The organism is Gemmatimonadaceae bacterium, from assembly GCA_016720905.1.
In the GTDB taxonomy this organism is placed as follows: domain Bacteria; phylum Gemmatimonadota; class Gemmatimonadetes; order Gemmatimonadales; family Gemmatimonadaceae; genus Gemmatimonas.
In genome coordinates this window covers 39,899-52,186 of the sequence record JADKJT010000009.1, presented here as the reverse complement: position 1 = coordinate 52,186, position 12,288 = coordinate 39,899, and the positions used below count along the sequence as shown (strand labels likewise).

Here is a 12,288-nt window from a genome sequence, read left to right as displayed (position 1 = left end):
GCTTCTCTTTCGAAGTTGTTCTTCGCGACCTTCGTGACCTTCGTGGTTAGTCTTTTGGGTTCTTATTGTCATGCGACTGACAGCTTCGCCTCGATACAATTCTGGCTGCGCCAACGCGTCAACCCGCATTCCCCCACGAGCCCACCATGACCGCACGGTTCTCTCCTGCCGCCGTCCTCGCTGCCACGCTCCTCATCGCGAGCCTCGCCCAATCCCAAACGTTCAAGGTCGAGAAGTACAACATCGGCGGTGAAGGCGGGCACGACTACATCGTGGCCGAGTCGGGCACCGGACGCGTGTTCGTGTCGCGTGGTTCGCATGTGATGGTCATTGACGGACCCACGGGCAAGGTGATCGGCGACATTCCGAATACCCCGCGCGTACACGGCGTGGGGCTCGCCCCGAAGGACAATCACGGGTTCACCACCAACGGTGGCGATTCCAGTGTCACCATGTTCGATCTCAAGACGCTGGCGTTCATCAAGAAGACGCCGGTCAAGGTGGGCGGCCTGGACGGCATCATGTACGATGATGGGGCCAACCTGATCATCCTCACCAACCACAGCCGCCCGGGCACGGCGGTGTCCATCGACCCGAAGACGGGTGACATTGTGGGGACCGCCGAACTGGAGGACAACGCGCCGGAGGGCGCCGCCAGCGACGGCAAGGGCAAGTTGTTCGTGAACAATGAATCCAAGAACACCATTCAGGTCCTCGAATCCAAGACCATGAAGGTGTTGTCCTCATGGCCGCTGGACGGATGTGACGGACCCACCGGCATCGCCCTCGACCGGGCCACCAGTCGCATCTTCTCCGGTTGCAGCAAGCAGTCGGTGGTGGTGGACGCCAAGTCCGGAAAAGTCGTGGCGAAGATTCCCAATGGCGATGGCACCGACGCGCTGGGATGGGATCCCGCTCAGAAGCTGATGTACCTGCCGGCCGGTCGCGACGGCAACGTGACCGTCGTGCATCAGGACGGGCCGGACAAATACACCGTCGTGGCCACGGTACCGACCATGACGGGCACCAAGACGCTGGCCGTGGACCCGGTGAAGCACGTGGCCTATGCCGTGGCACTGGAGTATGGTCCGGCACCGGTACCGGCGGCCGGCGCCACACCACCACCGGCAGGAGGGCGCGGCCCAGCGCGGCCCGTCATTGGCGCCTGGTTCTTCGTGATCAGCCACTGAGCGTGGCTCCAACGGGATAGCGGGACGAGCGTACAGGGCGCAGGATTGGGGGCGACATTCGTGTGGCCCCTTTTCCATATCCCGCCCAAAGTCCCGACCGCCATGCCCTCGCTCACGCGTTCTCCGATTCCCCTGCTCGCGCTCCTCACGATCGCCAGCACCGCGTCGGCTCAAAACGCCACGCAAACCGCGGGTCGACCCATCACGTCGGCCGACGTCAAGAACTGGAACACCATTCGACAGACGGTGCTGTCAAACGACGGCAAGTGGTTTGCCCATGTGGTGGGTCCGGCCGAAGGCGACCTGACGCTCGTCATTCGTGGTACGGCGGCCGGTGCCACGGAGACGCGCGTTCCGGTGGGTGAGACCGGTGGATCGATTCAGATCTCGGGCGACTCCAAGTGGCTGGGCTATCTGGTCACACCCAATAAGGCGGTCGCCGCAGCGAACGGTCGCGGTGGACGTGGCGGCGCTCCTGGTGGTCGTGGCGCGCCTCCGGGTGGTGCGCCCATTGAGGGCGGTGCACAGGCTGCCGACACCACGACTCGCAACACGTCGAAACTGGTGCTGTTGAACCTCGCCTCGGGTGAGAAGAAAGAGTTCAACGGCATTCGTCGATTCAGCTTCAACGCCGATGCGCCCACCTGGATGGTGATGCAGGCCGGAGGTGGAGCACCAGGTGGAGGCGGTGGTCGCGGTGGTGCGCCGGGTGGCGGTCCGGATTTCGGCGGCGCGGCGGGCAGCACGTCAGGCGGTACGGCCGATTTGCTGCTGTACAACATGGCCACCGGCGAACGTCAGAACATGGGCAAGGTGGGCCAGTACGATTTCAGCGATGATGGCGGGTGGTTGGCGTACACGATGGACAACAGCGACCAGATTGGAAACGCCGTGCAGCTGCGCAACATGACCACCGGTGCCGTGAAGGCGCTGGACAGCGAAGACGTGCTGTATCGGCATCTGGCGTGGACCGACAGCTCGCGCGCGCTGTCCGTGATGAAGGGCAAGATCAGCACCACCGGTACACGTGACACCGCATTCTCGCTGACCGTGTTTCGCGGCATCGGAGTCAATGGGGCCACCAGCACACTCACATTCAATCCCGCCGGTCGCACGGATTTCCCGGCAGGATGGAAGCTGGCCTCTGATCGCGCGCCGAGATATTCGGCCGACCTGTCGATGGCGTTCTTTGGTATTCGCGAAGGGATCAAGCCAGCCGCGCGCGTGGCAGACGCCGGTGGACGCGGTGGGGCGAATCCACTGGTGCAAGCGGGCGCGCCGGGCGCTGGCGGCACGATCAACCAGACTGCAGCGGGACGCGGCGCCAGCGGCACGGCGGCTGACTCCGTGGCCTCGCTCATTCTCTGGCACGCGAAAGATTCGCGCCTGCAATCACAGCAGATGGTGCAGGAAGCGGCCGATCGCGCGTTCAACTTCCTCGTGGAGTTCCGTTTTGCCGACAACAAGTTCGTGCGATTGACCGACGAGTCGCTCAAGAACGTGGTCGTGACCGCGAACGACAAGTTCGCCTACGGCATGGACAACACGCCGTACGAACAGGCGGCCAGCTATTCGGGTCGCAACTACAACGACATCTACTCGGTTGACCTCAAGACCGGTGCGCGCAAGTTGATCTGGAAGAAGCGCGCGACCAGTATTGGCGCCGCGTCGCCCGACGGTTCGAAGGCGCTGATGTGGGGAACCGACGGGCACTACTGGGTGCTGGACCTGGCCACCATGGATAGTGTGAACATCACGAAGGCGGTGCCTACCAGCTTCGTGAACACCGAAGACGATCACAACAACATCCTGCCGCCGGCAATTCCCGCGCGTGGATGGAGCAAGGACGGTTCGTCGGTATTGCTCTCCGACAACTGGGATATCTGGAAAGTGCCGGTGTCGTCCAGTGCACGCGCCGTGAACCTCACCGGCGACGGCAAGCGCACGCAGGTGCGTTATCGCCAGTTCTACAGCTGGGGTGACGAGGCCACGGTGGCAGCCGCCGGTCGCGGTGGACGCGGCGGTGGTGGTGGTCGCGGCGGTGCGCCTGGTGCATCGGCCGGTGTCGATCTCAGCAAGCCCATGTTCATTGCCACGTACGGCGAATGGACGAAGAAGGAAGGCGTGTCACGCGTTGATCCCAATCAGCCAGGTGCGAAGACCATCCTGTTTGAAGACGCACGGTTTGGCATCACCAAGGCGCGCGACGCCGAGACGTATGCGTTCTCGCGTCAGACGTTCACCGAGTTCCCGAACTATTGGGTGTCGGGTCCGGACTTCAAGAACGCGCGTCAACTCACCGACGCCAATCCGCAGATGAAGGAGCTGGCGTGGTCGAGTGGCACACGCCTCATCAACTACACCAGCGACAAGGGCGACAAGTTGCAGGCGGCGATGTACCTCCCGGCCAACTTCGACCCCGCCAAGAAGTATCCCATGTTGGTCACGATTTACGAGAAGCGTTCGCAGAACAAGAACGGCTTCGTGGCACCCAGTGAAACGCAAACGCCCAGCCCGCGCATGTACACCAGCAAGGGGTACATCGTGCTCGACCCGGATATCGTGTACAAGCTGAACGATCCGGGCATGTCGGCGCTGTGGTGTGTGGTGCCCGCCGTGAAGGCGGCCATCGCCACGGGGAGCGTGGACGCGGCGAATGTGGGACTGTGGGGCCATTCATGGGGTGGCTACCAGACGGCGTTCCTGGTCACGCAGACCAACATCTTCAAGAGTGCCATCGCCGGCGCCGCACTCACCGACATGGTCAGCATGTACAGCTCGGTATACTGGAATTCCGGCGGCACCAATCAGGCCATCTTCGAAGCCAGCCAGGGGCGCTTCAAGGGCAATTTCATCGACAATTACGCCGCGTATATCCGGAATTCGCCGGCGTTCCACGCCAACAAGCAAACCACGCCGCTCATCCTGCTGCACAACGACAAGGACGGCGCGGTGGATTTCAACCAGGGCATCACGCACTTCAACACGCTCAGGCAGCTGGGCAAGGATGTCATCCTCCTGGAGTATGTGGGCGAGAATCACGGGCTGGCGCGCCCGGTCAACCAGAAGGACTACGCGGTGCGGCAGGCCGAGTGGTTTGATCACTATCTCAAGGGCAAGCCGGCACCGGATTGGATGGTGAACGGGATTCCGCGGCTGCAGATGGCGGATCATCTGGCGAGTCGGAAGGACTCCACGGGTGCGGCGGGGCGGGTCATCGTTCCGTAGAGATCGGTAGGGACGTAACGGGGAAGACGGGAGACGGGAGAAGGGAGACGGGAGACGTCCAGTCGGTTGGACGTCTCCCGTCTGTCTTCTCCCGTCTCCCGTCTTCCCCGCTATGTTCCGGTATTCCCTCTCCGGAGCCATCCCGTGCACTGCTTGCGTTCGCTATCCGCGTTGACGCTGATTGTTGCCGGCCATCACCTCGGCGCGCAAGCGGCGCCGCCTGGCGGTATGCAACACGTGCCCGGTATGCAGCATACACCCGGCATGCAGCACCCAGACGCAACGGTGCAGCCGACACAAGGCGGACAAGCGGCATTCGCCGCCATCACCGAAATCGTGAAGCTGTTGGAAGCTGACAGCACCACCGACTGGTCCAAAGTCGATATCGAGGCGCTTCGCCAGCATCTTGTGGACATGGACGCCGTGACCATGCGCGCACGCGTTCGCGCGACGCGCACGACTGGCGGATTGATCATGGACGTGACCGGTGAGCCCATGGTGGCCGCATCGATTCGTCGTATGCTGGGCTCGCACGCACCAATGCTGGAAGCCATGGGCGGATGGCGCGCAACGGCCACCACGATTCCGGGCGGCACCCGGCTCACTGTCGTGGCCAGCAACGCTGCTGATGCCGGCACCATCGCGCGCATTCGCGGACTGGGCTTCATCGGGCTGATGACGCAGGGCGCGCATCACCCGGAGCATCACCTGCTGATTGCCAAGGGCGCTGGGGCGCACGCCCACGGGATGCCCTGATCCCGCCACAAACGTTCAACCCTACACGAGTGTCCGCATGAACCGCCGAGACGCACTGTTCGGAATCGGAATTGGCGCACTGGGCTTTGCCACCAGTCGACTGCCAGCAGCGTTCCCCGTTCGACGCCTGATGACGTCGGCGTTCGACCCTGACGTCGATCTGACCCTCACGGCGGCTCCTGCGGAGACGCAGATATTGGCCGGCGCGCGAACCCGCGTCTGGCGTTTCACTGGCACAGTCCTCAAGGGACCGGCCTCATCGCTGCAGGTCATTCCCGATTCATACCTCGGCCCCGTGATCCGAGTACGAACGGGACAGAAGGTGCGGATTCGTTTTCGCAATGACCTGCCAGAACCCAGCATCGTGCACTGGCACGGGATGGATGTGCCCGAAGCGGCGGATGGGCATCCTCACCGCGCAGTCGGACCGGGCGCGGAGTATGTCTACGAATTCGAAGTGATCAATCGCGCGGGAACGAATTGGTATCACCCGCATCCGCACGGACGGACCGGCAGTCAGGTGTACCAGGGATTGGCAGGCGTCATGGTGGTCACCGATGACGAGGAATCGGCGCTATCGCTGCCGAGTGGCGCGGAAGATCTGGTGTGTGTGTTGCAGGACCGAAGCTTTGATGCGGGCAATCAGCTTGCCTACTTGAGCGGTGGTATGATGGACCGCATGCACGGCCTGTTGGGCAATCGCATGCTGATGAACGGCAGCGTGCGAACAACGTTGTCGCTCGCCACCAGGGCATACCGAATACGCCTGCTGAACGGATCCAGTTCGCGCGTTTTCAAGTTGACGTGGGACGACGGCACCCCATGACCGTTATTGGAGCCGATGGCGGGTTGCTGGAGCAGCCGCTGGAGCAGCCGTACCTCACGCTGGCGCCATCGCAGCGCGCCGACGTGATTCTCGACCTGAGCAAACACGCCGTTGGCAAGACAGTGCAGCTGCGCAGCGCCCCGTTTCCATCGAGCGAAGTGAGCATCGACGAAGGCGGGATGATGGGCGGCATGGGCGGCATGGGAGGCATGGGAGGCATGGGAGGCATGGGCGGGGCAACCGTACCCAACGGCGCCTCCTTACTGCTGATGACCGTGCAGGTGGCGCGAAAAGAGGTTTCGACGTTCCGACTGCCAGCGAGGCTCTCCATTTATGGCCCAGCGTGGATTGCCGAGACCTCGGCGCCTGTGCGACGCATTGCGCTGGACTTCCGCGCGGGCCAATGGCTACTGGGCGGACGGAGCTTCGAGATGATGGAGGTGGCCCCGGAAGAGATTGTGCGCGCCGGGTCCACGCACGTCTGGGAGCTGGCCAATGTCGGCGGCATGATGGGCCAGCAAATGGCGCATCCGTTTCATGTGCACGGCACTCAGTTCCGCGTGCTGAGCCGGTCTCGACCGACCGACGCGGTGACGCCTGCGCGATCCGTGCGAGAAGGTGTGGTTGATGAAGGATGGAGGGATACGGTGCTGGTGCTGCCCCGTGACACGGTGCGACTGCAAATGCGGTTCACCAAGTACCCCGGGCTGTACCTGTATCACTGCCACATCCTGGAACACGAAGATGCTGGCATGATGCGAAATTTTCGTGTGACTGCGTAGGCGTCGCAACGTCGATGCCAAGGGGGCCAGTGGCAAACACTACCAAATGGTCCGCGATTCCCTGATACCGTTCAATGCGTTGATCGGTATATACCAATGGAAGTGAGCGAATCCCTTGTGCTGGAGGAATACCATGACCCATCGCCTGTTCGTGCGGCTGCTTGCCGCTGCTCCGTTTGTCGTTGCCAGCGCCTGCGCCACCGTCAGCGTCGGCGCCGACCATGAAGCGGGCGTCCGCTTTGACCAGTACCGAACATTCGGCTGGGAAGGTCGCGACGCGCTGCCCGTGGGCGATCCGCGTCTGGATAACAATCCGTTCTTCGACTCCCGCGTGCGTGGCGCCGTGGAACTGGAACTCGCGGCCAAGGGGCTTCGCCTCGTGACCGAGTCGCCCGACCTGCTCATTCACTACCACGCCAGCGTGCAGCAGCGCGTGGACGTGATCAAGCGCGACGAGGGGCGCGGCTACACCACACCGGACTACGGCCAGCCCAGTACGGTGGTGGAGTTCGAGGAAGGCACCATCATCGTTGATGTCGCCGAGGCGAAATCGAAGAAGATTCTGTGGCGTGGGTGGGCGCAGACTGATGTGGGCGGGTTGATGGATCGGCCGCGCGAGATGGAGAAGCGCATCAGCGAATCCATGCGCCGAATGATCAAGAACTTTCCGCGGAATCCGTGATGCCGAAGATTGCCACCGCCGTCATCGCGCTCGCCGTGCTCACGGCCTGCGCGTCGTCCTCCGGCGCGCGGCCCGACACCGCCCTCACCCCCCGTGCCACTCGCATCGTGACGCATGTCGTGACGCACGATGCCAAACTGATCGGCTCGGCCGTCGGTGGCGTACGGGTGGTCATCCGTGACGCCAGCACTGACCGCATTCTGGCGGAAGGGCGACACGAGGGCGGCACCGGCGATACCCGGCGTATCATGCAGGATCCGCGCAAACGCGGTGACACCATCTTCACCGCCGCCGATGGCGCGCGTTACGAGGCGTCCGTGTCCATCAGCGTTCCCACGATGGTGGACATTTCGGCCGAGGGGCCGCTGGGCTATCCGGACCAGCTCACCCGCGCCAGCAAGCAACTATTGCTGCTTCCCGGGCGCGACGTGGGCGGTGACGGCATCGTGCTGGAGTTGCACGGGTTCATTATTGACCTGATGGGCCCCGACACCACACAGGCACTTCCGGCATCCGCGTCACTCAAGGTTCGGGCCCGCGTCCGAATGCTCTGCTCCTGCCCGACGCAGCCTGGCGGCATGTGGGAGGTGCGAGACCTCACGGCCCGCTTGGTGCGCGACAATGTCGTGGTGCGCGAGGCAACGCTTTCGTATGGCGGTGAGCAGAGCGTGTATACAGGTGAACTCGCGCCCGTCGAACCGGGGGTGTACATGCTCGAGGTGATCGCGGCATCGCCAGGATCTGCCACGTTTGGAATTGTGCGACGGCGGGTCACCATCGCACGGTGATGTCCGCTCACTCCTCGCCCGAGTGCTTCATCACGCTTTCGATTTTCGGCAGCACCGACACAATCCGGCCCAGCATCAGCACCGTGAAGGCGATGGAAATAAGCCCCTGCACCACGCTCACAAACCGCGCCCATCCTACCGGCCGGATGTCGCCGTAGCCGATGGTGAGCTGCGTGACGGCGCTGAAATACAGATCGTCCAGCCATCCGGCCGATCCCACCAACGAATCGGCATACGTCGTGTACAGGATGCCGAAACACACGAACAGCTCGACATAGTTGAGGAAACTCAACACCAGCGTACGCACGGCCGAGGAGATCACCAGGCGTTCTTCCGTGCGCAACTGGTCGAACACGCTCATGTTCACCGACGACTGGAAGATGTCGAGGATGCGCACGATGGCCAGGGTCCGCGGAATCCACAGCGGCCAACCCAACTCGATGGCCGCCGCGCCCAGCAGTCCCAGCTCCACCACGAACCACGCGATGATGTAGCCCTCCACGCGACGGGAACGCCGCACCGTGGACCCGTGTGGATCGTCGCGGAACGCCATCGAGCTGACGTGCGCCACCCGACTGCGCCGCACCAGTCGGCTTGGCGAGAGTTGATGCAGCAACCAGAACACGCGCTCGAAGAACCACGTGATGATCGAGTACTCGCGAAGCTTCTGTCCCAGCAAACGCTGACGCGGAATGGCAACCTCCAATGACGGTCATGGCCCTTGATGCGTGAAGTATCGACGAGCCGGATGCGCCTGTCCATTGCCCGTGGTGCCTTCCGCGGACGGTGCACCGCCCGCAGATTCGACGGCCAACGCCCAGCCTCGCGGAGCACCTTCCCCGACCGTCCAAAGCCATGAATTCTTCCCGCCAACTCGCCCGCGCCGTCGTCGTGGTACTGGTGGCCCTCCAGGCGCAATCGGTGGCCCACGCGCAGGCGCTCACCAGCGTCACCTCGCTCTACGTGACGTACAGCACGCGCAAGGTCACCATCAATCCCACCGGTGACATGAAGGCGCGCATCGACTCGGTGGATCGCGACCTGCAGGTGGCCAGTCGGAATGGGCGTACCGGCGAAGTGCGTCGGCTGTTGGCCAAGGGCAACGCGCTGCTGTCCAACCGACCGTGGACCGATGCGGCCGACTTCAACGCCTCGCTGCTGTTGCGCTCCGATCGGGTGGTGGTGGAGTCACGGAAACCGTACACGGTGCGCCTGGAGCAACTGTTTGCCCCGGCCATCGACCTGACACGCGCCTTGTCGGCCCACGCGACGCTCACGGCGAGACCCGCCAACAGCCCACCCACCCAGCCCGCAGTGCTGGTGAAGGAGCTGGGTCGCTATGATGGCGTGAGTCGCGACCTCCGTGAGTCGCCCTTGGCGATGGAGTTCGACCTGCGCGATGTGGCCGACGGGCGGTACACCGTGGTGGTGGAGATCGCAGACTCCGCGCGGGCGCTGGGCAGCGCGACACTGGGCATCGTGGTGCACAAGGGGATCGACGAAACGGTGAGTCGGTTGGAGAGTGCCGCGAGCCGCGCGCCGGAATCGTTGCGCGCGGAAATCCTGTTTCCGGTGGACCGCATGCGCCATGTGAATCGCGGACTGCTGGAGCTGCGGTCGTGGGATTTTGACCGGGATTTTTCCGCCACCGATTCGCTGGTGTCCGTGGTGCAGAAGGGCAAAGACCCCTTTGCGAAACGCACCGGCGACATGAAACGACATTACTTGCTCGCGGCCGCGAACGAGGTGATGCCCTACCGGCTGTATGTGCCCACGGCATACTCGCCGGCGAAATCGATGCCGCTGATTGTCGCCCTGCATGGGTTGGGACAGACAGAGGATTCCTTCTTCGACGCGTACGGCCGGAAGTTGCCGGAGTTGTCCGAACAGCAGGGCTACATCATGGTGGCACCGCTGGGCTATCGGGTGGATGGCGGCTACGGATGGGGCGTGGCCACGCCACCCGTTGACCCGGTGGCCAGGCGCAGCGCGGAGTTGAGCGAGATGGATGTGATGCAGGTACTGGCCGAAGTGCGCAAACTCTACAACATCGATGCGAATCGCATCTACCTGATGGGTCACTCGTTGGGCGCCATCGGCACCTGGAAAGTGGCCGCCAAGTATCCGGACGTCTGGGCGGCCATTGGCGCGTTTTCCGGACAGGGTGCCGCCACCACCATGGAGCGCATGAAGCGCATTCCGGCTTTCGTGGTGCATGGCGACAACGACCCCACCGTGAATGTCCGCGGTTCGCGCACCATGGTGGACGCGATGAAAGCGCTCAATGTGGATTACAGCTACATCGAGGTGCCTGGCGGCAATCACACGAATGTGGTGGAGCCCAACCTGGCGGGCATGGTGCAATTCTTCAATGCGCGTAAGAAGGGCGCTCCGTAGTGTCCCAATAGCTCGTACAATTCGCGATGCGTTGATTCACTCTTCCCGAGCCGTGCAATGTCACTTGTCTTCTCTGTTGTGATCGCCTTCGTGCTCTCGAGTGGGAGCTGGCGGCCCGCATCGGTCGACGAACCGTGTCAACCGCTGTCGCCGCCCAAGCGCATGCCGAGTGTGGGCCAGTTGGTGGACTCGCTCAGCCTGCTCGCTCGAGTGCAGGCGCTGGATTCGGCGGCGTCAGGAGAAGTGGTCGTCAGCGTTACGCCGTCTCAGCCCCCCGGCGGGTATCTGGTGGACCTGCCGAACCCGACGCCGAGGCAGGATAGCGTAGTCGAGTTCGTATTGGCCGCGATGCGTCCGGCGTCCAGGGCACGCCGCCGAGATTTCGCGTGCGCGTCAAATACGGTGCGACGGCCGCCGCGACGGTGGAACCATCGATCCTGTGCCGACCAGTGAGCGACGGCGGAGCAATGATGTCAGGAACCATCATCGGTCGAGTGGTGGTCAGTTCCTCTGCGGGCGGACCGCCACGCTCGACCCCCACGCGCGTTACACCGCGACTGCACATCGACATGGCCGGGCGGGTCGTGGACGTCGACCTGGGGTCGGGCTCGGGGTATGACGAGGTCGACCGGTCCATTCAGGCGAGTATGCGTGCCCAGCGTTTTTCCCCGGCCCTGCTGGACGGAAAGCCGGCGGAAGTCTGGTTATCCGCCAATAAGGCGGAGCTGGTGCGGTGAAATCGCCCGGGCGTTCGGTTAGTTTGCCTGAAGACGCGAAAGCAGCCGAATGGGGTCGGCGACGCGAGTTCAGACACGCCACCCAGAGGCTCCCGACTTGGCCCGCAAACCCAACTACGATTTTGACAAGCGTCGCAAGGAACTTGATCGCAAGGCGGCCAAGGACAAGAAGCTTGAAGAGCGCCGCCTGCGTCGCCTGGCCGGACCCGTGGCCGACGATCTGATTGAGCCGCTCGACGGCCCCGCGGTTGAGGGTGATCCGGTTGAGGGTGAATCCGCGGAGATCACGGGCGATCAGCCCTGACGTTGATGGGGCACTGACGAGCCGCCTGGAGGCCCTCATCGAAGAAGGATGGGCCCTCTGGGAACGGTTCGACTCCGACGTCCGCGACCGGGAATTCCACTCGTTTGTCGCGGCCGACTATGACGCCGTGCTGGCAGTGTTGCTCGCCCAGCGCGGTCCGTCGCTCCGTTTTCTCGAGTTGGGCTCGGCCACGGGCGTCATCACCATCATGGCCGACCTGCTGGGATACGAGGCCTATGGCATTGAACTCGACTCGGGGCTGGCGCGGCGCGCGCGCAAACTGGCCGAACAATTTGATTCCCGCGCGCGATTCGTAATCGGCAGCTTCCTGCCCACGGGATACCGGTGGCAGCCCAAACCGTCCGACGGCACCATCGAGACCCTGGGCACCGGCCTGTCCGGTTACCTCGAGCTGGGGTTTGCGCTGGATGACTTTGACGTCGTATTCGGATTCCCGTGGGGCGGCGAAGACTCCATGATGCTGGATCTCATGAAGGGCTACGGACGCCCCAACGCGCTGCTGCTGTTGTACAACGTGGACGACGGCGTGGTGGCGTATCGCGGTGGTCGCCGAGTGCCGCTGACGACCGACCGCTAG

At 63.4% G+C, this 12,288-nt stretch carries 11 protein-coding genes and 1 pseudogene; 11 read left to right on the top strand and 1 reads right to left on the bottom strand.

Features of this window, described 5'->3' with window-relative positions; translation table 11 throughout:
* Positions 1 to 146: 146 nt before the first annotated feature.
* From IPP90_09850 to IPP90_09825, 6 genes and pseudogenes are all read left to right on the top strand, one after another.
* Positions 147 to 1,190 carry a YncE family protein gene (locus IPP90_09850; protein MBL0171017.1) on the top strand — a complete coding sequence of 348 codons (1,044 nt, stop codon included), beginning with the start codon at positions 147 to 149 and terminating at the stop codon, positions 1,188 to 1,190.
* 102 nt (positions 1,191 to 1,292) lie between these two features.
* Entirely contained in the window at positions 1,293 to 4,418 is a 3,126-nt protein-coding gene (locus IPP90_09845; protein MBL0171016.1) for a S9 family peptidase, read from the top strand.
* A 144-nt stretch (positions 4,419 to 4,562) separates the two neighbouring features.
* Positions 4,563 to 5,174: a hypothetical protein gene (locus tag IPP90_09840; protein MBL0171015.1), complete on the top strand. Its 612-nt coding sequence runs from the start codon at positions 4,563 to 4,565 to the stop codon at positions 5,172 to 5,174.
* A gap of 37 nt (positions 5,175 to 5,211) precedes the next feature.
* Positions 5,212 to 6,782: pseudogene (locus IPP90_09835) on the top strand (multicopper oxidase domain-containing protein).
* Positions 6,783 to 6,915: 133 nt separating this feature from the next.
* Positions 6,916 to 7,464 (top strand): DUF4136 domain-containing protein, encoded by a 549-nt coding sequence (locus IPP90_09830; protein MBL0171014.1) that lies wholly within the window; start codon positions 6,916 to 6,918, stop codon positions 7,462 to 7,464.
* The gene (locus IPP90_09825; protein MBL0171013.1) at positions 7,464 to 8,252 is read left to right on the top strand and encodes a hypothetical protein; all 789 of its coding nucleotides are present in this window, start codon (positions 7,464 to 7,466) and stop codon (positions 8,250 to 8,252) included. Before IPP90_09830 ends, IPP90_09825 begins: the two co-directional genes overlap by 1 nt.
* A gap of 7 nt (positions 8,253 to 8,259) precedes the next feature.
* Here the strand turns inward: IPP90_09825 and IPP90_09820 are convergent, their stop codons facing one another.
* Complete coding sequence (locus IPP90_09820; protein MBL0171012.1) at positions 8,260 to 8,958, bottom strand: two pore domain potassium channel family protein; 699 nt, start codon at positions 8,956 to 8,958, stop codon at positions 8,260 to 8,262.
* Between the two features lie 149 nt (positions 8,959 to 9,107).
* On the opposite strand from IPP90_09820, the gene IPP90_09815 reads away from it, so the two are divergent.
* The 5 genes from IPP90_09815 (at position 9,108) to IPP90_09795 (ending at position 12,288) form a co-directional block, all read left to right on the top strand.
* A complete protein-coding gene (locus IPP90_09815) occupies positions 9,108 to 10,649 on the top strand; it encodes a dienelactone hydrolase family protein (protein MBL0171011.1) in 1,542 nt (513 codons plus the stop codon).
* Between the two features lie 57 nt (positions 10,650 to 10,706).
* Complete coding sequence (locus IPP90_09810; protein ID MBL0171010.1) at positions 10,707 to 11,102, top strand: hypothetical protein; 396 nt, start codon at positions 10,707 to 10,709, stop codon at positions 11,100 to 11,102.
* Positions 11,103 to 11,119: 17 nt separating this feature from the next.
* Positions 11,120 to 11,386, top strand: a complete 267-nt coding sequence (locus IPP90_09805; protein ID MBL0171009.1) for an energy transducer TonB — start codon at positions 11,120 to 11,122, stop codon at positions 11,384 to 11,386.
* A 97-nt stretch (positions 11,387 to 11,483) separates the two neighbouring features.
* Positions 11,484 to 11,690, top strand: coding sequence for a hypothetical protein (locus IPP90_09800; GenBank protein ID MBL0171008.1), 207 nt, complete (start codon positions 11,484 to 11,486; stop codon positions 11,688 to 11,690).
* Positions 11,656 to 12,288, top strand: coding sequence for a hypothetical protein (locus IPP90_09795; protein ID MBL0171007.1), 633 nt, complete (start codon positions 11,656 to 11,658; stop codon positions 12,286 to 12,288). Before IPP90_09800 ends, IPP90_09795 begins: the two co-directional genes overlap by 35 nt.